Source organism: Aureimonas sp. N4, assembly GCF_001463925.1.
Lineage (GTDB): Bacteria > Pseudomonadota > Alphaproteobacteria > Rhizobiales > Rhizobiaceae > Aureimonas > Aureimonas ureilytica_A.
Map to the genome: position 1 here is coordinate 1 of NZ_BBWS01000015.1, position 20,080 is coordinate 20,080.

General features: G+C 67.1%; 18 protein-coding genes and 1 other annotated feature. Of the genes, 4 read left to right on the plus strand and 14 right to left on the minus strand.

The window, feature by feature from the left end; all coding sequences use genetic code 11:
- A partial coding sequence (locus AUL28_RS04790) for an HPP family protein (RefSeq protein WP_192843400.1) occupies window positions 1–540 on the minus strand: 540 nt, incomplete at its 3' end.
- A 104-nt stretch (window positions 541–644) separates the two neighbouring features.
- Complete coding sequence (locus AUL28_RS04795; protein ID WP_062230860.1) at window positions 645–2,129, minus strand: SulP family inorganic anion transporter; 1,485 nt, start codon at window positions 2,127–2,129, stop codon at window positions 645–647.
- 80 nt (window positions 2,130–2,209) lie between these two features.
- Window positions 2,210–2,262 (minus strand) — a sequence feature (sul1 is cis-regulatory element that is thought to sense ions involved in sulfur or methionine metabolism; They are found in Alphaproteobacteria).
- Between the two features lie 126 nt (window positions 2,263–2,388).
- Between AUL28_RS04795 and pdeM the strand changes: the two genes are divergently transcribed.
- On the plus strand, window positions 2,389–3,108 hold the full coding sequence (pdeM, locus tag AUL28_RS04800; RefSeq protein WP_058600839.1) for a ligase-associated DNA damage response endonuclease PdeM: 720 nt from the start codon (window positions 2,389–2,391) through the stop codon (window positions 3,106–3,108).
- Here the strand turns inward: pdeM and AUL28_RS04805 are convergent.
- From AUL28_RS04805 to AUL28_RS04830, 6 genes are all read right to left on the minus strand, one after another.
- A complete protein-coding gene (locus tag AUL28_RS04805; RefSeq protein WP_062230861.1) occupies window positions 3,072–4,772 on the minus strand; it encodes an SDR family oxidoreductase in 1,701 nt (566 codons plus the stop codon). The genes pdeM and AUL28_RS04805 overlap by 37 nt on opposite strands.
- A gap of 37 nt (window positions 4,773–4,809) precedes the next feature.
- The gene (locus AUL28_RS04810) at window positions 4,810–5,235 is read right to left on the minus strand and encodes a thiol-disulfide oxidoreductase DCC family protein (RefSeq protein WP_062230901.1); all 426 of its coding nucleotides are present in this window, start codon (window positions 5,233–5,235) and stop codon (window positions 4,810–4,812) included.
- A gap of 80 nt (window positions 5,236–5,315) precedes the next feature.
- Window positions 5,316–5,810 carry a DUF3429 domain-containing protein gene (locus tag AUL28_RS04815; RefSeq protein ID WP_058600841.1) on the minus strand — a complete coding sequence of 165 codons (495 nt, stop codon included), beginning with the start codon at window positions 5,808–5,810 and terminating at the stop codon, window positions 5,316–5,318.
- A 4-nt stretch (window positions 5,811–5,814) separates the two neighbouring features.
- Window positions 5,815–6,624: a TIGR02186 family protein gene (locus AUL28_RS04820; RefSeq protein ID WP_062230862.1), complete on the minus strand. Its 810-nt coding sequence runs from the start codon at window positions 6,622–6,624 to the stop codon at window positions 5,815–5,817.
- Window positions 6,621–7,550, minus strand: coding sequence for a sulfite exporter TauE/SafE family protein (locus AUL28_RS04825; protein ID WP_062230863.1), 930 nt, complete (start codon window positions 7,548–7,550; stop codon window positions 6,621–6,623). The genes AUL28_RS04820 and AUL28_RS04825 overlap by 4 nt, the downstream gene beginning before the upstream one ends.
- 118 nt (window positions 7,551–7,668) lie before the next feature.
- Window positions 7,669–11,631, minus strand: a complete 3,963-nt coding sequence (locus AUL28_RS04830; RefSeq protein WP_062230864.1) for a peptidoglycan-binding protein — start codon at window positions 11,629–11,631, stop codon at window positions 7,669–7,671.
- A gap of 271 nt (window positions 11,632–11,902) precedes the next feature.
- Here AUL28_RS04830 and AUL28_RS04835 point away from each other — a divergent pair, with 271 nt between their 5' ends.
- Entirely contained in the window at window positions 11,903–12,370 is a 468-nt protein-coding gene (locus tag AUL28_RS04835; RefSeq protein WP_244493414.1) for a MerR family transcriptional regulator, read from the plus strand.
- A 468-nt stretch (window positions 12,371–12,838) separates the two neighbouring features.
- On the opposite strand, the gene AUL28_RS04840 is transcribed toward AUL28_RS04835, so the two are convergent.
- Window positions 12,839–13,717, minus strand: a complete 879-nt coding sequence (locus tag AUL28_RS04840; protein WP_062230865.1) for a 50S ribosomal protein L11 methyltransferase — start codon at window positions 13,715–13,717, stop codon at window positions 12,839–12,841.
- A gap of 34 nt (window positions 13,718–13,751) precedes the next feature.
- On the minus strand, window positions 13,752–14,372 hold the full coding sequence (locus AUL28_RS04845; RefSeq protein ID WP_082640260.1) for an SCO family protein: 621 nt from the start codon (window positions 14,370–14,372) through the stop codon (window positions 13,752–13,754).
- A 255-nt stretch (window positions 14,373–14,627) separates the two neighbouring features.
- Between AUL28_RS04845 and AUL28_RS04850 the strand changes: the two genes are divergently transcribed.
- Entirely contained in the window at window positions 14,628–15,296 is a 669-nt protein-coding gene (locus AUL28_RS04850) for a DapH/DapD/GlmU-related protein (RefSeq protein WP_062230866.1), read from the plus strand.
- Here AUL28_RS04850 and AUL28_RS04855 read toward each other — a convergent pair.
- On the minus strand, window positions 15,271–16,467 hold the full coding sequence (locus AUL28_RS04855; RefSeq protein ID WP_082640261.1) for an MFS transporter: 1,197 nt from the start codon (window positions 16,465–16,467) through the stop codon (window positions 15,271–15,273). The two genes, AUL28_RS04850 and AUL28_RS04855, sit on opposite strands and share 26 nt — an antisense overlap.
- 211 nt (window positions 16,468–16,678) lie before the next feature.
- On the opposite strand from AUL28_RS04855, the gene AUL28_RS04860 reads away from it, so the two are divergent.
- Window positions 16,679–17,665: a Tim44 domain-containing protein gene (locus AUL28_RS04860; protein WP_062230867.1), complete on the plus strand. Its 987-nt coding sequence runs from the start codon at window positions 16,679–16,681 to the stop codon at window positions 17,663–17,665.
- 70 nt (window positions 17,666–17,735) lie between these two features.
- On the opposite strand, the gene AUL28_RS04865 is transcribed toward AUL28_RS04860, so the two are convergent.
- The 3 genes from AUL28_RS04865 to AUL28_RS21990 form a co-directional block, all read right to left on the minus strand.
- Window positions 17,736–18,035, minus strand: a complete 300-nt coding sequence (locus tag AUL28_RS04865) for an AzlD family protein (protein ID WP_062217311.1) — start codon at window positions 18,033–18,035, stop codon at window positions 17,736–17,738.
- Entirely contained in the window at window positions 18,032–18,739 is a 708-nt protein-coding gene (locus AUL28_RS04870; protein ID WP_062230868.1) for an AzlC family ABC transporter permease, read from the minus strand. The genes AUL28_RS04865 and AUL28_RS04870 overlap by 4 nt, the downstream gene beginning before the upstream one ends.
- A 443-nt stretch (window positions 18,740–19,182) precedes the next feature.
- Window positions 19,183–20,058 (minus strand): 3'-5' exonuclease, encoded by an 876-nt coding sequence (locus AUL28_RS21990; RefSeq protein WP_082640262.1) that lies wholly within the window; start codon window positions 20,056–20,058, stop codon window positions 19,183–19,185.
- Window positions 20,059–20,080: the final 22 nt, after the last annotated feature.

Genomic DNA, 20,080 nt, shown 5'->3' on the forward strand with positions numbered 1-20,080 from the left:
TCGGCTTGGCACCGCCGCAAGCGGCCGGTGCGGATAGGTGCGCCCCGCCATGCGGTTGAACGCGATGGCAACGATCACCATCAGAAGCGAATTGGCCATGACGGGCCAGAGAACGAAACCATAGCCGAGTGTGTGAATGCCGGGGCCGCCGAGCACGGCCGTCAGCGCCACCGCGCCGCTCGGCGGATGCAGGCAGCGAAGGCCCATCATCAGGGCGATGGCGATACCGATAGCGAGCGCGGAGCCGACAAAGGGATCGGGCACCAGCAAGGCCACGCTGACCCCGACCAGCGAGGAGACGAGATTGCCGCCGATGATGGACCAGGGCTGGGCCAGCGGGCTGGCCGGCACGGCGAAGAGCAGCACGGCCGAAGCGCCCATCGGCGCGATCAAGACGGGCAGCGCGCTGCCGGGTCCGAGTGCGAGACGGCACACGATGCCGGTCAGGAGAATGCCGATCAGCGCGCCGAAAGCGGAGCGAAGCCGCTCCTTGACGCTGACCGGTGGGGACGATGGAAGAAAGGACGCGAAGACACTCATGGCGCCCCTTATCAACGGGACGTGAAACCGTGCCAAGAGGCCACGAAAGAACCGTCGCCCGCTGCTCCGGAGCGCAGCGAGCGACGGGGATCAAGACCCTGCGGTCAGTGTCCGGCCGTCAGCTCCAGCGCGTCGGCCCGGTTCTGGATCGTCAGCTTGTCGACCATCGTGCGCGAGGCCTCGTTCAGGCCGACGGTTTCCACCTCGACACCTGCCTTGCGGAAGCGCAGCACCACCTTGTCCAGCGCGCCGACGCCCGTGAGATCCCAGATATGGGCGTGCGTCACGTCGATCACGACGCGCCCCAGCTTCTCCCTCACATCGAAGCTCTCGATGAAGCGCCCGGCCGAGGCGAAGAAGACCTGCCCCTCGACACGGTAGGTCCGCGTCCGCCCATCGGCCGATAGCTCGGACGAGACGGCGAAGATCTGCGCGATCTTGGAGGCGAAGAAGAGGCCGGACAGAAGCACGCCCGCAAAGACGCCGAGCGCCAGATTGTGCGTCCAGACCACGATCACCACCGTCGCCACCATGACGACGGAGGAGCGGCGCGGATGGGTGACGAGGCTTTTGAGCGAGCCCCAGTCGAACGTGCCGATCGAGACCATGATCATGATGGCGACGAGCGCCGGCATGGGGATCACGGCGACCCAGTCTCCCAGCACGACGATCAGGAACAGAAGCGCGACGCCGGCAAAGAAGCAGGACAGACGCCCGCGCCCGCCCGAGCGGATATTGATGCCGCTCTGGCCGATCATCGCGCAGCCCGCCATGCCGCCGAAAAAGCCGGTGACGGAATTGGCGATGCCCTGCCCCACGCATTCGCGGTTCTTGTCCGACCCCGTGTCGGTGAGATCGTCCACAACCTGCGCGGTCATCAGCGATTCCAGAAGGCCGACCAGTGCGATGCCCACGGAATAGGGCGCGATGATGCGCAGCGTCTCGAAGGTAAAGGGCACATCCGGCAGGAGGAAAACCGGCAGGCTGGAAGGCAATTGCCCCATGTCGCCGACCGTGCGCACCTCGATGCCGAAGGCGAGCGAGACGGCGGTGATCACGACGATCGCGACGAGGGGTGACGGCACGGCCTTGGTGATCCGGGGGAAGAGATAGATGATGGCGAGCGCACCCGCGCAGAGGACATATGTCATGGCGGGCACGCCGATCAGCTCGGGCAGCTGGGCCATGAAGATGAGGATCGCCAGCGCGTTGACGAAGCCGGTCATGACCGAGCGCGAGACGAAGCGCATGAGATCGCCGAGCCGGCAGAAGCCCGCGACGATCTGGATGAGGCCGGCGAAGATGGTCGCGGCGAAGAGATATGGGAGGCCGTGGTCGCGCACCAGCGTGACCATGAGAACGGCGGTCGCGGCGGTGGCCGCCGAGATCATGCCCGGCCGGCCGCCGAAGATGGAAATGAGAACGGCGATGGAAAAGGAGGCGTAGAGGCCGACCTTCGGATCGACGCCCGCGATGATGGAGAAGGCGATGGCCTCGGGGATCAGCGCCAGGGCCACGACCAGCCCGGACAGGAGATCGCCCCGGACATTGCCGAACCATTCGGCACGCCAATTGCGTGTTGAGAACATGGGGAACAACGAAATCTCGACGACGTCCCACCGGCCATATCAGGCGCGCGGCGGTCGCATCACACTATCAACGTCGTCTGGATGGGCCGAGGGATAGGCGCCCGGCATAGCCACTTGGTGACCCAAGTCCTTGTGCGCGACCATGACTGCCTCATTTCGCCGGACGAATCAAGCCGAGCCCGAATGCCGCACCGCCTTGTCTTTGCCATGGATGTGGAATCACAAGGGAACAAGAGAAGAACGGGTCAGGCAGACGCGCATGAACATGATCGACCGGCGCTTCGGACAGGCGAGCGGCGAAGGCGTGGAGACCACGGTGAATGGCGGGCGCCTGGTCTGCCACCCCTGCGGCACGCTGTTTGCGCCCGAGTTCGGCCTGCTGATCGTGTCGGATCTGCATCTGGAAAAAGGCGCGGCCTTCGCCCGGCGCGGCATGATGCTGCCGCCCTACGACACGGCGGCGACGCTGGCGCTGCTTGCCGGCACGATCACGCGTCTGAACCCTCGCCATGTCGTGGCGCTGGGCGACAGTTTTCACGACCGGCACGGAGCGGCTCACATGCCCGAGCCCTTCCGCGAGCGCTTGGGCGCGCTGATGGCAGGCCGGCGCTGGACCTGGATTTCCGGCAATCACGATCCCGAGCCCCCGGCGGGTCTGAGCGGCGACACGGCCGAGACGATCGAACTCGGCCCCTGGACGCTCCGCCACGAGCCCTCGCCCCGCCCGTGCGCCGGCGAAATCGCAGGGCATCTCCACCCCGTGGCGCGGGTGTCCGGTAGGGGACGCTCTGTGCGCGGGGCGTGTTTTGCGACGGACGGCGAGCGCATGATCATGCCCTCCTTCGGCGTCACCACGGGCGGGCTGAACGTCCTCGATCGCGCCTTCAACGGGCTGTTCCGGCCTGAACAGGCGAAAGCCTATGTGATCGGCACCGCGCGCATCTACCCCATCCCGTTTCGCGCGCTCTCGGCGGGCTGAGCCCTCGGCGCTTCGAGTGACAGCGATCCGCGATAATGGACGATCGGCCCGATCCAGGGCGCGCGGATATTGATGTCGAAGACGAAGCAATCGTCCCGCGCCGTCTCGATCATCTCGCCCCCCGGCAGAAGGCAGGCGGGCATGGGCAGGCCGGCGAGGGTCCAGCGCCTCGGCACCAGACGCAGCCGATCCCCTTCGCAGAGAAGCGCCACGGAAAAGCGGGCGATTCCAAATTTCTCGATCAGCAGAAAGCGGTCCCGCCCGGTTCCGGCCCATTGAACCGAGCGCAAGGTCTTGCCGCCGATCCGGCGCGTCCAGCGCTCGACCTCGCCATCGGGCGCGAAGGTCACGGAGGCCGGCACCCCGTCCCCCGTTCGGGGAAAGCCTGTGAGGGCGCAGATCAGCCGCGCCGCGAACCCCTGTCCCCGGTGCACCTCGGCAGTGCCAACCCAGCGGCTCGTGACGCGCCCCTCGTGCAGGGCGCGGATCACGGGCGGGAGCGTGTCGAAGGCCGGCCCCAGAACGCGGCGATAGATGGTGTCGCAGCTTCGCTCCTCGCGAAAGCCCGTCGTGATCGCCCGGTTCTGGAACAAGGCGTCGTAATCGGCGAGGTCCAGCGCATGAACGGCCGAGCGCGCGCCCGGCGCGGACCGCTCGCCCTTCAGGCGCTTGCGGACCAAGGCTTCGATCGCCATGGACGGGATGAACGGGCCGTCATCGCCTTCCGCCAGAAGATGCCAGCTCTTGACGAGTTCCCGCCCCTCCCGCGTTCCCGTCACGCGCACGATCATGCCGCCGCGATGCTCGCCGAAGCGCATCCGGTTCAGGACGGCGTAGAAGAGTGGCGACAGGGGCGTCAGGGCGGGCAGGCCGAAACGGGCCCGAGCGCGGGCGAGGCTATTCAGAATGCGATGGAGCAAACCGGGGATCGGCCCCGCGCCCATCCAGATATCGGACATTCCGGGATGCTCGGGCGGGATGACCTGAAGATCGGGAACGTCCACCAGCGAGAAGCGGCGGCTATAAAGCGGCAGCTGGCCGGGAACGGCGATCGTGAAGCGCCGGCTTTCCGTCAGCCCTTTGGCCACGAACGGACGACCGCCCCGGCGCAGCTTCACCGGGCCGCCGGCATAGGACACCACCGCGCGCATGACATTGAGGCCGATCCCGGCAAAGGGGGATGGCGCGATACCGCCTTCGACGGAGCGGATCTCCATGGTTCGACCGATCTCGCGCAGAACGGCGGCGGTGAGAACGGGAAAGCTGCTGACGCCGGAGAGGATGGAAACCCCGCCCGCCTTGGCGCGCGCGTCGAAGCGCGACACGCCGAAGACGAAATCGGCGGCGTCCGCGAAGTCGAGATAATCGACGCCTGCCGAGAGACAGGCTTCGATGACGGGGTAAGGGTCGTCCCCATAATCCTGAAACGGGCCGGACGCATCCACCACGAGATCGGGCCGGTGCGCGGCGAGCGCGTCCGCGATCTGCGCGCGGTCGATCGCGAGAGGCTGGACCCGGGCTGCCCCTCGATAGGCCGCGCAGAAGGCCTCCGCCCGCACGAGGCTGCGCCCGGCGATCAGCAGATGGAGCGCTTCGAGATCGGCGAGAAGCGTCGCCAGCCGCCCACCGAAGGTGCCGTAGCCACCGAGGATCAGAACCTTCATGCGAACAGGCTTCGCGAAAGGCGAACGGGCCGCTGCCTCACAGGATGCGATCGCGCATATGGGCAGGCGCAATCCAGCAGGTGTCTCGCTTGCCGAAGATCCTGTAGCGATGGCGCGCGACGAAGCGATAAACGGGGTCGCGGATCACCGCTGGCACGATCCGAAAGAGCGCCGCGAGCTTCCAGGGATAGCCGAGCCGCTCATAGATGCTGAGCACGGCGTCGCTGTCCCGCCTCATGCGCTCACCCTCCACGATGATCATGCTGGAGGGATCGTTCGGGTCCATGCCGTGCTGGCGATAGAGCGCCTGCCCCACCTCCCCTTGCATGGAAGCCAGGCGAAACACAGCCCGGCGATCCCGCTCCAGAACGAAGCGCGCATTGGCCGAGCAGAGAACGCATTCGGCGTCGAACAGGATGATCGGACCGGCGCTGTCGCCGGGGGAGCGGGGCGAGGACATCATGCTGGAGTTGTAGTCCATTCCGCCGGCGAAATGGAGTCGCCCCGCTCCATTTCGCTGCGGTGAATGGCGGTTCCAGCCGCTTAGAAGGCGACGGGCTGGCTCGTGGCGAAGGCGACCGCCACCATGCAGAGCACCACGACGACGGTCAGCACCAGCCGAAGCTGCGCGTACCAGGGCGCGGCAATGCGCCCCTCGCGCGTCGCGGTATAGTCCCAGACGCCCTGCACGCAGAAGGCGACGGCAAAGCCGACGAAGTTCCACGGCTGGGGAAGCTGGATGCAGACCCAGCCTGCGAGCGCCGGCAGAACCGAGAGCGCCAGCGTCGTCGGGCTCTTGCGCGGCGTCTCGTTCAGCGCCGCGCCCCAGCGCGCGCCGCCCAGGAAGGACAGGATGACCGCCGCCCAGGCGGACACGGCCAGCCAGAGATAGGACGGGTCCGCGATCTCCGAATAGGTCGCGATCAGGAGCGATCCCACGACGAAGGGCACGAGCCCGCCGACTCCCAGAATCCAGGCGGCGCGAACGAACTGGTCGGCGCGCGAGCGAAGCGGGGCGTCGTGAGAATTGGTCTGCATGTGGTCAGTCCCGTTTGAACATGAGGCGGCCGAACCAGCCGGTGAAGACGGCGACCATCACGGCCACGAGGCCGTAGAGCGCGCCGTTGCGGGCGGCAAACACCGAAATCTGGTTTTCGATCCCGGTCTTCACCACCCAAAGATCCTCCGACCGCTCACGAACGAAAGACCCTTCCCGGAAGAGAATAGCGCGCGCGACATGCCGGCCCACGGGCAGGTCGGCCGGAAGCGCCAGATTGGCGCGAAACAAGGTGGCGCTGACGAATTCGATCGCGCCTGATGTTTCGCTGTAGAGCCCGCTTTCGGTCTTCAGCCGAAACAGCGCGTCGGCATATTGCTGCGTGTCGCTGCGCTGCCCCTTGGTCGGCGGGGTGCGTTCGAAGGCCTGGTTCCGCGTGCCGATGCCGAGCTGGCGCAGCGTCACAGCCGGGGCGATGTCGCGGATCGGCCGCGTGGAGGCGAGCGCATAGGAGGCGGGCACAGCCTCGAACCGCTCCGAGCCCCGGTTGATCCAGATGCCGAAGGTGCGCTTCTTCTCGCGCACCACGAGATTGCTGCGCGGCCCTTCCAGGATCACCACGATGTCGTAGCGGCCCTGACGCATGACGCGCGGATCGGCATTGTCGAGCGCGCCGAAGACCACGAGCCGCTGCCCGCCGGACGAGGCGCCGACCGCGATCGTCTCCGTGGACAGGCCGATCTGGAAGCTTTCGGGCACAGGCGGCGGATCGCTGGGTGCCGGCGCGGACTGTGCGACGGCACCCAGCGGCGCGACAAGAAGCGAAAGCGCAAAAAGTAGCGCGCGCCCCCTCATCCGCTTTCTCCACTCGGCAGGCTGATCGAGAAGATTTCGCCCGGCACCACCACGAGTTCCACGAACAGACGCACCGCGACGGCCAGAACCAGGAGCGCCAGAAGCGCGCGGAGTTGCTCCCCGCGCAGCTTGCGCCCCGCTTCCGCGCCGAACTGCGCCCCGATGACGCCCCCGATCATCAGGAGGAAAGCCAGCACCACGTCCACCGTGCCGTTGCTGGCGGACTGGAGCACGGTCGTCACCGCCGCCGTGAACATGATCTGAACGAGCGACGTGCCGATCACGACGCTGGTCGGCACGCGCAGAAGATAGATCATGGCCGGCACCATGATGAAGCCGCCGCCCACGCCCATGACCGAGCCGAGCACGCCGATCGCAAAGCCGAGGCCGAGCACGGGCACGACCGAGACATAGAGCTTGGAGCGCTTGAAGCGCATCTTGAACGGCAGGCGATGCACCCAGCTGTGCTGGCCGGTGCGCCGGATTTCGCCCGAGCCGCCGCCCTTGACCCGCCTGATCGCGCGCAGGCTCTCGGCCAGCATCAACCCGCCCACCGTTCCGAGCAGGATGACGTAGAGAACCGAGACGGCGAAATCGAGCTGCCCCAGACGCCGAAGGAGCGAGTAGAGCCAGACGCCGAGGCCGGACCCGACCGCGCCGCCGAGGATCAGCATGAAGCCCAGCTTCAAATCCACCGTGCCGCGCTTGTAATGGGCGAGCGCGCCCGACACCGAGGAGGCGATGACCTGATTGGCGCCGGTCGCGACCGCGACGGCGGGGGGGATGTTGTAGAAGATCAGAAGCGGCGTGATCAGGAAGCCGCCACCCACCCCGAACATGCCCGACAGGAAGCCGACGGCCGCCCCCATCCCGACGATGATGAAGATGTTGACCGAGATTTCGGCGATCGGAAGATACAGCGTCACGGAGGTCGGCTCGCCGATGTCGGTTGCGCACGGGCAAAAAGAAAGGGCAGCCCTGTCTTTGGGCCGCCCTTTCCGTCAAGTCAAATCGATTGCGCCGGGCTGTCGAGCCCTTTCGCGATCAGCTGTCCTTACGCTCCAGAAGGGCGCGGATCAGCGGCTCGTCGATCTGCCCGGTGGTCTGAAGGCCGGTCTTCTCCTGGAACTTGCGGATGGCGGCGGTGGTCTGCTCGCCGACCACGCCGTCCGGGCGGCCCGGATTGTAGCCGAGCTTCAGGAGAATGGCCTGCACGTTGCGGATCGCCTTGCTCATGTCGACCGAGGCGGTCTGGCCCGACTTCTCGTTCCAGCTCGCAGGGATATCGACCGTGTTGGCGGCGTCGATGCGCGGCTCGGGCTTCCAGGCCGCGGTCTCGGCGTCGATCTGGGCGCGGAGTTCGGGAGCGAGGCTCTTGCCGACCTCTTCCATCTTGTTCTGGGCGTCCTTGTCACCGGCCGCGCCGACGATGCGGAACCAGCGATAGGACTCGCCGAGATTCGGCTCGACGCCCACACCGCGCGCATACAGGATGCCGAGATTGTACTGGCTGTCGCGCATCCCGTGCTGGGCGGCGCGCAGGAACCATCCGGCCGCAGCCTTGGGGTCCGACGCGCCTTCGATGCCGGTGGCATAGAGAACGGCGAGATTGTGCATGGCGCGGATATTGCCCTGGTCGGCTGCGAGCCGATACCAGTCGCGCGCCGCGCCCGTGTCGCGCGCCACGCCATTGCCCTTCTCGAAGAGCGTGCCGACGCTGTACTGCGCCGGCGCATAGCCGCGCGAGGCCGCCTGACCGAACCAGGCCATGGCGGCCTTCGGGTCGGACGGGGCGGCGCGGCCTTCCATGACGCGCAGACCCACCTCGAACAGCGCCATCGGCTCGCCTTCGACCGCAGCGGTCTTCAGCGCCGCAGGGCCGATCTTCTCGGGCAATGTCGGCAGAGCGCCCTGCGCATTGGCGGGAAGCTTGGACTGAGCGGCCGCGAGAAGCGGCGACGCCGAACCAGCGTTCGTCGCGTCGGCGGCGGGCGCAACGTCGGCGGCGGGCGCTGCCGGCGCGACGGACGCGGTTTCGATCGGAGACGTATCGGCTTGCGCGACCGTTACGGCTGCGTCCTCGACCTTCGCCACGGACGCATCTTCGGCAACGGGCATCGAGGCTTCCACGACGGGCGCGGGCGCGGTCTCGGCCGATGGCGCGCTCGTTTCCGTCGCCATCGCGGCAACCTGCGGCTCGGACACGGGCGTCACGATCTCGCCGGTGCGCTCGGGGCTGGCCTGTTCGGCCGGGGTCTCGGCGGGAGCCTCGGGCGCGGGAGCCGCCATGGTCGGAGCGGGCATGATCTCGGATGCCGAGCCGGTGGCCGGACGCTCGAGAGCGGGAACGGATAGGGTGTTGTTCACCGCATCATTGTGCGAGGCGAGATAACGCTGGCCGAGCGGGATCGCCATCAGCGCCAGAAGAACCGCGCCGACCGCCATCAGGATCGGCTTGCGACGGCGGCTCGCGCCATCGACCTCGGGATCGGCCATCGACGCATCGGACTTCAGCGCCTCGGCTTCCGCCGCCGCCGCCATGGCGGCCTTGCGGGCCGCCGCGATGAAATCGGCCTTGGCGACCGGATCGGAGGCTTCCGCACCGGCGCGCTGCTGGGTGCGAACGCGCTCGATCAGGGCGGCGATGTCCGGCACGCCGGAGCCGGGCTCCAGCGGGCGATCGGCCTCACGCTCGACGAAGCTGTCGGCGGCGTCCAGCGACGGGGCCTCGACCTCGAGCGAGGGCTCGGCGCGCGGGGGAACCAAAACGGCTTCCGGCTGCGGGCGAATACGGTCGGCCAAGCTCGGCTTGGCTTCTACCGGCTTCTCGGCGCGTCGCAGACGGCGAGCAAGCGCGCCGCGCAGGCCGCGCGACTCCTGCTGCTCGGTCTCGTCCTCGATCGGGTCGATCTCGGCCACCGTCTCGAACGTCGGGTCAGCGGCGACCGGCGTGTCGACGAAGGCGACAGGGCTCGGGGTCATGGCGGGCTTGGAAGCCGCCTGCCCGCGCTCCAGACGCAGGTCGCCCTCGATCGTGGTCAACCGATCGACGATCTTGACCAGCGTGGCGTGAACGGCGTCGAATACGCCGACCGCGCGCTCGTCGGAGCGGCGGCAGAGTTCTTCCAAGCGGCGCAGATCGTCGGCGAGATCGCGGACATAGGCGTTCTGGCGATCGTTCTCGCCGGCCTGCATCCGGCGCACGGCCTCTTCGGCGGCGGCGCGGGCTGCGGCCACGACGCTGTCGCGATCCTGGTCGAACTTCTGCTCCAGGGCTTCCAGACGCTGGGCGACCTCGGACGAGTCCGACTCCAGAAGCGCCGGCGCGCCCGCCAGGATTTCGGCCAGACGGCCGATCTGCATTTCAAGCGAGCGGATGACGTCGTTATCGACACCGACCGCGCTGGCCGATTGTTCGAGACGCTCGGCCAGGGCCTGAAGACGAGCCTCCAGCGCGTGAGAGGCGATCTCGCCGCCGGTGGTCTTGAACAGACGCTCGACGCGCTCCGACAGGCGGTCGATGCGCGAGCCCAGTTCGTCGGCGGCGGGGCGGGCCGAAAGCTCTTCGATCTGAGCGGACATGGCGGCGATCTGCGCCGACAGAAGCTCGGCATCGCCCGCTTCCGCGATCTGATCGACGCGGGCCGCCAGGTCCATGACACGCGCTTCGATGCGCTGAAGCGGGGCGGCCGCCATCTCGCCCGACGCCGACAGACCGCCATTGAGGATCGCGGCCGAGATTTCGTCCAGACGCTCTTCCAGAAGCGCGAAATGGCTGAGGTCGGGCTCGCGGATTTCGGCCGCCAGCGTCTCGATGCTGCTCGCCAGCGCCTGAATGCGGCCTTCCATCTGGTCGAGCTGGAGGATTTCGGGCAGGCCCACCAGCGCGCGCTCGACTTCGCCCATGCGCTCGGACAGGCGGCTGATGCCCGCTTCCAGATCGCGGATCGGCAGCTTGGCCGTGACCGCCTCGAAGCGCGCCTCGATCGCCGCTCCGCTGGCTTCGGAGGCCAGAGCGTCGAGCTTGGAGCGCAGCGTGTCCAGCTCGCCCTTGAGAATGCGCGTCAGCGTTTCTTCGGTCTGGCTGCGCACCGTATCGACATAGCGCGCCTCGAACTCTTCCCAGCGCTGCTGGACGGCGAGGATCTGCTCCTCGGTCGACAGCGAGCGGAGCGAGCCGCGCAGGCGCTCCAGCTCGACACGCAGGTCGCGCTGGGCCTGGCTGTCGAGCTCGATCCGGGCCGCGATGCGCGCCTCGAACTCGTCCCAGCGGCGCTGCACGGCCTGAACCGATTCCTCGCGCGCCATCTGCGCCACCAGCGAGGACACGGTGTCGAGCTCGACCCGCAGCTCCATCAGCGAAGCCTGATCGGCATTGCTGGCGGTCAGCTCGGTGAGCTGTTCCATGATGGAGAAGATTTCGGCGCCGATCTTGTCGGCGCCCTTGGACTCGCCGACCAGACGCTTGATCTCGCCCAGCGACTTGCGCATGTCCTCGAAGCGCAGCGACAACTGGGCGTCGGCCACGCTTTCGTGAATCTCGCTGCGGAGCGTGCTGAGGTCTTTCGCCAAGCTCTTGACGGCGGCGAGCGTCGCGCCTTGCGCCTGCAGCTGCTCGACTTCGCCGGCCACATGGCCAAGACGCTTCTCGACCGAAGGCGCTGGCGCGCGCGGAGCCGGCCGGGGGCGCGGCGCGGGTTGGCCGGAGGCGGGGTCGGAATCCATCTGGCGCTCCAGCGCGATGCTGGACGTGCCCGCGCCGAGCGCGGGACGCGCGGCACGGCGCTGCGCCGAAATGGCGCGCAGGCGCGCCGCGGCGTCCTGGGCCGAATGGTCCTCGATGGCCACGGCCTCCTTGGCGTCCTCGGTGGGACGCTTACCCATCGAAAGCCGCGTCAGCCGGGCTTCCAGGTCTTCCAGCGTCTTGGATAGAGACGTGAAGGACCCTTCCGCCGCGGGCGCGTCGACATCGGCCCTGGCCTTCAGCTGCGGATCGTTGCGAGACATGCCGTCTTCCCCTTCGTCCAACAAGCGAGCGGCTGACAAGGGCCTGCGATGGGCCAGAAGCGCTGCCGCTGGGTTGGCGATCCGTTAAGATCGAACCTCATCGTTAAGGGAATATAAAGACAAGCGGGATTGAAGCTGGATTTTGCTTTGAGCGTCGCCTTGTGCGACATCAGGGAATATTCGAACAATCCCGAGCGATCCTTGCGAGCGACAAGGCCATCGCAGTCACGAATCGGCAGGCACGCTTTCGGCGTGAAAGAGAATGACGAATATGAACGAGGACGGAAGCGAGCAGGAATTCCGGATCACGGCCGAGCAGCTCCTGCGACTGGACACCGAGTCCAGCGAGGAAAAGCGCGCCGAGTTTCGGATCGGCGATCTCTCGCGCGAGTTCGGCGTCACGCTGCGTACGCTACGCTTCTATGAAGATCGCGGCCTTCTTTCCCCCGAAAGGAGGGGAACGACGCGCATCTATTCGCGCCGGGATCGCATGCGGCTTCGACTGGTTCTGCTCGCAAAGATACTTGGATTTTCCCTAACGGAAGCCAAGCAGCTGATCGACATTTACCACCAACCCGACGGCCAGCGCAAGCAGTTAAAAGTTGCATTATCTCGGTTCGAGGAACAGCGCGAAATTCTGGAGGAGCAGCGGCGCGAGATCGAGGAATCGCTCGACGCCATGCGCCTGACGACGAATTTCGTCAGCGACTGCCTGTCCAAGCTGGGCGGCGCGGACTGATCGGGCCGCATTCGGCGGCATCGTCTCTTCATGAAGGAAGTATGAAGATTTTGCCGAAATAGCCTTGCATTATGCTCAGGCGACCTATGCAAGGCGAGGCATGGCAGTTCTTGCTGCAGTGCATCATATGGAATGTGGGAGATCGAAAAAATCCCCAGACCGTATCGAGGCTCTTATGATGACCGCCCCTACCGAACGCTTTGGAGCCATGCCGGCTCATCTCGGCTACTCCCCGCGCCGCCCTTTCGGCGCAGACCGTTCGCGTCCCTCCAACCGCTCCATCCAGAGCGGCCGAGCCGTGTTTCTCGAGGCTGACCCGTTGGCCAGCTTGTCGGGCGCTCGCGGCTCGATGTTCGAAGCCTCAGCGCCCCAGCGCTTCTGAGGCCCGCGCCCCGCGAACGGGCACCCCTTCCCTCTCCGCGAGCCCGGCCGCTTTCCGCGTCCGGGCTCGTTTCGTTTCAGCCGAGATCAGGCCAGAGGCCGGTCGTTGCGCGTGAGGTGCAGCGTCACCCATTCGTCGCGGCGCAAGGTCTTGCGGTGATAGAGGCCCTGAACGCGATAGGCCGCGAGCACGGCGTCGCGCTGTTTGGCCAGAATGCCCGAGAGAACGAGATCGCCCCCGACGGCCAATTGGCGCGCCATCTCGGGCGCGAGCTGCATCAGCGGCCGGGCGAGAATATTGGCAACGATCAGCGAGAAGGGCGCATAGGCGGCGAAGGCCGGCCCTTCGAAGCCAACAGCCGTTTCGGCCCGCACGAAGGCGTGGGCACCATTGGCCCGGATGTTCTCGCGCGCCACCTTGGTCGCCACCGGGTCGATATCGGTCGCCAGAACCGGGATGCGGGCGAGCTTGGCGATGGCGATGGCCAGAACCGCGCTACCCGTGCCGAGATCCAGCGCGTTCAACGGGCGGCGGCGTCGCACCACTTCCTCGATCATCGACAGGCAGCCCGCCGTGGTGCCATGGTGGCCCGTGCCGAAGGCCTGGCCCGCCTCGATCTCGATGGCGAGATCGTGCGCGCGAACCTTGTCGCGGTCATGCGCGCCATGCACCAGGAAGCGCCCGGCCCGCACAGGCTTGAGGTCGGCCAGGACCTGCGCCATCCAGTCGATCTCGGGCAAGTCCTCGCGCTCCGGCGTCAGCGGCGCGAAGGCCGCCGCGACGGCGTCTTCGTCCACGGCGTCAGCATCCTCGAAATAGACCGAGGTCTCATGGATGTCGGCGGCCTCGTCGATTTCGATATGGGCGATCGGGCAGCCCTCGTCGGCGAAGGCGGCGTCCAGCCTGTCATAGAGCGCTTGCGTGGCCTGCCGGTGCGAGCGGGCGAAATATCGAACCTGGCCCAAGGGCGGTTCCTTCCTGATGTTGACGGTCGAAAGGTCAGGAGGCGCTGAGGCGCTCCAGCTTGGCCTTGGCGGCGGCCGGGTCTTCGCCATAGGCGATCGTGCCCTTGAACTGGCCTTGCCGGTCGAGGAGCAGAATGGAGGCCGTGTGGTCCATCGTGTAATCGTCGCCCTGCGGAACCTTGCGGGCATAAATGCCGAAGCTCTTCAGCATGGATTCCACCGAGGCCGGGTCGCCGGTCAGCGCCGTGACATCGTCCGACAAGGCGCCGACATAGGTGCGCAACGTGTCGGGCTTGTCGCGCTCGGGATCGACGGTCACGAAGACGATGCCCAGATCCTTTCCTTCCGCCTTCAGAGCCTTCTGGTAGCCAGCCAGTTCATACAAGGTCGTCGGGCAGACGTCGGGGCAATGGGTGAAGCCGAAGAACAACGCGGTCGGCCGACCGCGCAGAACCGCTTCCGTCACCGGCGCGCCCGCCTGGTTCACCAGCTGGAACGGCCCGCCATAGGCCCCCGCGCTGAGCACGCCCTCGGCCTCCTTCCGGCCCAGCGCGAAGACGAGGACCATCAAGGCCAGAACGGCGGCGACCAGAAACCACAGGGCATAGCGCAGCGCGACGGTACGGCGGCTCGGCTTGTGAGGCGTGTTGGCCATGATGTTTGCTCCTGTCCTAGAGCGCCTAACAAAACCTCCGGGCGGAGGCTGGTCGAGGAATTTTCGTCAGTCCACGCGGAGCGAAGCACAGTCGATGCCGGCGGCATCGGCGAGCATTCGCAACAAAGTGGCGGGCGAAAAGACCCGACAAGCCGACCCCGCGAGGTTTCGTTAGGCGCTCTTGAGCACCTGCGATACATCAGCCGCGCCGGGCGGCAAAGCCGTCCCCTCTCCTTTCCGCCGAAGGCCACCGAAATGACCGACCCCGTCCCGCCGGACCTGCGCTTTCGCGACGACGAGCCCAAGCAGCATCCGAGCGCGGAACTCAAGGGTGTCAAGCTCGGCCGCTTCTGCGAGATCGGCCAGCGCGTGAAGCTTCGGGACGTGAGCGTCGGCGACTACACCTATTTCGAGCGCGGCGGCGAAGCCACGCAGGCCGATATCGGCAAATTCGGCTCGATCGCCGCCCATGTCCGCATCAACGCGCTGGAGCATCCCGTCGAGCGCGTCACGACGCACAAGATCACCTATCGGCCCAACGAGTATTTTCGTTTCCTCGGCGTCGACCACGACTTTCGCGAGCGGCGCGAAACGAGGCGCGTCATGATCGGCCACGATGTCTGGATCGGCCATGGCGCGGTGATTCTGCCGGGCGTCACCGTGGGCACCGGCGCGGTGATCGGTGCCGGCGCGGTGGTAACGCGCGATGTGGAGCCCTATGCGATCGTCGCCGGCGTTCCCGCCCGGCTGCTTCGGATGCGGTTCCCGCCCGAGATCGCCGCGCGGCTTCTCAAGCTCGCCTGGTGGGACTGGCCGCGCGACTGGCTGTTCGACGCCATCCCCGACATGCAGGGATTGGCGGTCGAGGCGTTTCTCCTGCGTTGGGAGGAGCGAGCGCTCAACCCGGACGCCGCTCGCCCGTGAGGAAATAGACGAGCGCCAAGGCCGGGAAGAAACAACCCATCAGCGCCACGCCATGCCAGCCGAAATGCTCGAGTACCGGGCTCGTCAGGCTGGAGCCGAGCGCGCCGCCGAGAAAGAAGGTCGTCATGTAGACGGCGTTCAGCCGGTTGCGGATCGCGGCATCCAGCTGAAAGATCTCGCGCTGCCCGATGACGAGATTGGCCTGCACGCCGAGATCCACCAGGATGCCGGCGAGCACCAGGGCGATGAGCGAGTGCGTGCCGAGAAACGCGATCGCCATGGCTCCGAGCGCCAGCGAAATGGCGATGAGCGTGCCGCGCCGGGAATGGCCGCGATCGGCCATGCGGCCGGCCACCGGCGCGGCCAGAACGCCCAGCGCGCCGCTCAGCGTGAACAGCGCCACCCATTGCGGCGAAAGATTGTAGGGCTCGCGCAGGAGGAGGATCGGCGCGCCGGTCCAGAAGATGCCGAAGGCGGCAAAGAGCGCCGCGTGGTAGAGCGCGCGGCGGCGGAGCACGGGCTCGCGAACGAAGAGCGTGCCGAGCGAGCGGATCAGCGCGCCATAACGCTCGCGCCCTTCCGACTGGCGGCTCGGGAAGGCTCGCGACCCGGCCAGCGTCAGAAGCGCGATGAAGACGGCCGAGAGAAGAAAGATGCCCCGCCAGCCCAGGAACCCGGCAACGAAGCTCGACAGCGGCCGGGCCAGCAGGATGCCGCCCAGAAGACCCGTCATGATATTGCCGACGATGCGCCCGCGCTCCTCCGGCCGGGCGAAGCTCGCCGCCAGCGGCACGATCATCTGCGCGGCGGTGGAGGCGATGCCGACCAGAAGCGTCAGCGCGAAGAGAAGCGGCAGGCTCGGCGTCAGGGCCAAGCCGATCAGCCCAAGCACGGCAGCGCTCATGGTGAGGAGAATAAGCCGACGATTTTCCAAGACGTCGCCGAGCGGCACGAGCAGCACCAGCCCCAGCGCGTAGCCGATCTGCGAGGCCGTGACGATCGTGCTTTCCAGCGCCGGGTCCATGCCGAGATCGGCTCCGATCAGGGCGACGATGGGCTGCGCGTAATAGAGATTGGCGGCGAGCGCCCCGGCCGACAGGGCCATGGTGAAGGCCGCCGGGCCCGACAGGGCGGGCCGCGTCTGGGGTTCGGCAAGGTTTGGCAAGGTCATGGCGCCCCGATCCGTCAGGTAAGCTGCGCAATGGGCTGCTTATAGGGCCACGCTTGCAGCAGCGAAAGCGGGTGCGGCGCCCTTCGCGGTTGCGAGATGGCGAAATCTTGATCGCTCATCCCCGGATCGTGGTCGGTCACTGCTTCTCAGGCCCGTTACCCTCTTCCTATATGAGAGTGCAGATATTCAACGCTTGCCGAAGGACTTCTCCATGAACCCCTCCCGAACCGGACGTTTCACGGCGCTTCTGGCCGTGCTGACGCTGGTCTTCTCGACGATGGTCGTGGACTATGCCGAAGCGCGGCGCGGCGGCAGCTTCGGCAGCCGAGGTGGCCGGACCTACCAGTCCGCGCCCGCCACCAACACCGCGCCGGCCGCAGCGCCCGTTCAGCGCTCCATGACCTCGCCCGGACAAGCGTCCAGTGCGGCGGCCGCCGCCCGCCCGGCTGCCGGCCAGCGCTCCGGCCTGTTCGGCGGCGGCTTCGGCGGCGCGATGATGCGCGGCCTTCTGATCGGCGGTCTATTCGGCCTTCTGATGGGCTCGGGCTTCGGCGGCCTCGCCGGCATGCTGGGCCTTCTCGTGCAGGTCGCGCTGATCGGCCTTCTGGTCATGCTGGCGCTGCGCTTCTTCCGCTCGCGCTCCGGCCAGACGGCCTCGGCCAATGGCGCATCGCCCTTGAACCAGCAGCGCAGCGCCTATCAGGGGCAGAACCCCAATGCCGGCAACGGCGCCTATGGTTCGGGCCTCGGCAGCCGTTCGGCCGCCGCGCCGAAGGCGGGCGTCGGCCGCGACGAGATCGGCGTGACGCAGCAGGATCTCGGCATGTTCGAAAGCCGGCTGAAGGCGCTACAGGACGCCTATAGCCGCGAGGACTACAAGGCGCTGGAAGAGATCGCGACGCCGGAAGTCGTGTCCTATCTTAGCCAGGAACTCGCGCAGAACGCGGCGCGCGGTGTGCGCAACGAGGCGCGCGACGTCGAGCTTCTCCAAGGCGACGTGTCCGAAAGCTGGCGCGAAGGCCCGCGCGACTATGCCACCGTCGCGATGCGCTACGGCATGATTGACGTGGTGCGCGACCGCCAGTCCGGCCGCATCGTGGAAGGCGACGAGCGCACGCGCGTCGAGTCCACCGAAGTCTGGACCTTCGTGCGCGAGCGTGGCGGCGCCTGGAAGCTGTCGGCCATTCAGGAAGCGTAAGCTTTCGCCCCATTGCCGAAACACAAAAGGCCGCTGGATCACTCCGGCGGCCTTTTTCATGGCACCCCTATCAGGCCAGCCCGGCCGCGCGGGCGAGCGCCACGAGAACGGTCCCCACGATGACGGTCGATAGGAGGGACAGGCGCAGCGCGAAGACGGCGCAGAGCACGATCACCACCTTTTCGGCCATATCCCCATCGATGAAGACCGGCATCACGATGGCCGTCAGCACGGCGGCCGGCACGGCATCGAGCGCGGCCTCCAGCCGGGGCGGCACACGCTCGAGCCGCGCCAGCACAAGATAGCCGCCGACGCGCGTGAGATAGGTGAGGACGGCGGAGGCGAGGATCAGAAACCAGGTCTCGCTCATGCGCGCTCTCCCTCTGCCGGCTCGCCGCCTGCCGGTGTGCGCAACACGGCGACGAGAATGCCGGCCAGGCCGCCGAGCGTGACGTGCCAGGGCGAGCCGAGCGTTCCGTAGGCGATGACGGCGGCCAGCGCGCTCGCCCCCGCCACCGGCCAGAACTGGCGGCGATGGCGAAAGGCCATGGTCTGCGCCAGGAAATAGATCGGCAGGGCGAAGTCCAGCGCATAACGCTCCGGGTTCTCGATGAGCCGGCCGAACAGCGCGCCGAGCAGCGTCGCCAAGGCCCAGCCGACATAGAGGACCAGCGCGAAGGTGAAGTAATAGGTCTTGCGCACCACGCCGTCCGAGGCGCGCGCTTCCGCCGCCGCGAAGGAGGGATCCACCATCAGGAAGAAGGCCAGCGCCTTTTCCCAGCCGTTGAAGCGGCCAAGATGCCGACCGATCGACGCGGAGTAGAGGACATGCCGGAAATTGATGGCGAAGACGCCGATCAGAATGGCCCAGACCGGCGCGCCCGTGCCGATCATCTGAAGCGCCAGGAACTGGCTGGAGCCGGCATAGACGCTGAGCGAGAAGCCGAGTGTTTCGGGCAGCGAAAGACCCATGCGGGTGGCCAGGGCCCCGTAGACGCCGCCAAAGGGCACGAGGGCCAAGAGCAGCGGCACCGAATGGGCAAGGCCGGCACGAAATTCGGAAGAACGGGACAAGGCGGGAAACCGGAACGGGTGTGATCCACCCGTTCTAGAGGCTATCACGACGCAGGGACAAGCCTCATGCTGCGGCGTGGCGATTCAAACTCATGGCTGCCCATCCAGCGCGCTCGGCCGGGCACTGATGGAGTTGTTGATCGCGAGGCGCGCAGTGTGAGCTGCCTTGCGCAACCGATCGGAACTCAGAACTCGTGGACCCAACCTCGCGGCGGAGAACCGGTAAGGACGTTTCGTTGCTGCCGAGATGCCAAGCCAAAAAGCGGCTTGGCGGGGCCAGACCGGCGCAAAGATCTTGGATGGCAAAAGCCGGCCGGCTTTCGAGGCGCTTCCCTGGTTCCCCGTATCAAGAGAAAGCACGGCGGGATGGACGTAACATCCGGCTTGCGCTCACCGCGAAAACCGCGAGCGGAAAAGACTGCGGGGTGAACCCGGCGGCTTTGTCAGACAGGCTCTCCGAGCCCCGCCTTCTCCGTCACGAACCGTTCGAGCCGCGCCATGGCCTGCGCTTCGACCGGCAGAAGATCGGTGAAGTCGCCCTCGTGCAGGGCGCGCACATGGCGGCATTCATCCCGGAAGCGCGCGCCGGGGCAGGAGCAGGCGAGCCGCCAAGCCCCCGCTCGGCCGAAGGGCGCGAGCAGCACGTCATAGGGCGTGCCGCGCGAGCCACGCACGGTGTAGCGGAAGCTCCCCTGCCCCGCGCCGGCCGGGCGCACCTGCGCCTTCAGGGCGCGCTCGGCTACGCCGCCCTGCCGCCGCGCCGGCTGCGAGGCGACCGCGCGGCGCAGGCTCAAGCGATCGGCCATGTCTGAGATATCGAGCGCACCGGAGGCCACGACGCCTTCCAGCGCGATATGGGCGCAGGCATAGGCATCGTCGCCGGCATGGTGATGGCGAAAGCCGAGGCCGAAGCGCGCGGCCATGGTGGAAAGCTTGTGGTTGGGCGAGTCCGGCCAAAGACGGCGCGACAGCGCGACGGTGCAGAGCGCGGAAAAGCGCGGCTGCGCCAGCCCGTACAGCGCCAAGCTCTCGCGCAGCACCTTGAGGTCGAAGCTCGCATTGTGCGCGACAACCAGCGCGCCATCCATCTCGGCGGCGAAGGAGGCGAAGATGTCGGCAAAGCTCGGCGCGTCCAGAACATCGTGCGGGCGAATGCCGTGAACGCGGATATTGCCGGGGTCGAAGCGCAGGTCGCGCGGGCGGATCAGGCTATAGGCCTGCTTCGTGACGCGCCCGCCCTCCACGAAAGCGAGCCCGACGGCACAGGCGCTCGCCGCCTCGCTGGTGGCGGTCTCGAAATCGATGGCAAGGATGGTCATGCAGGTCTTTCAACGGGTTGCA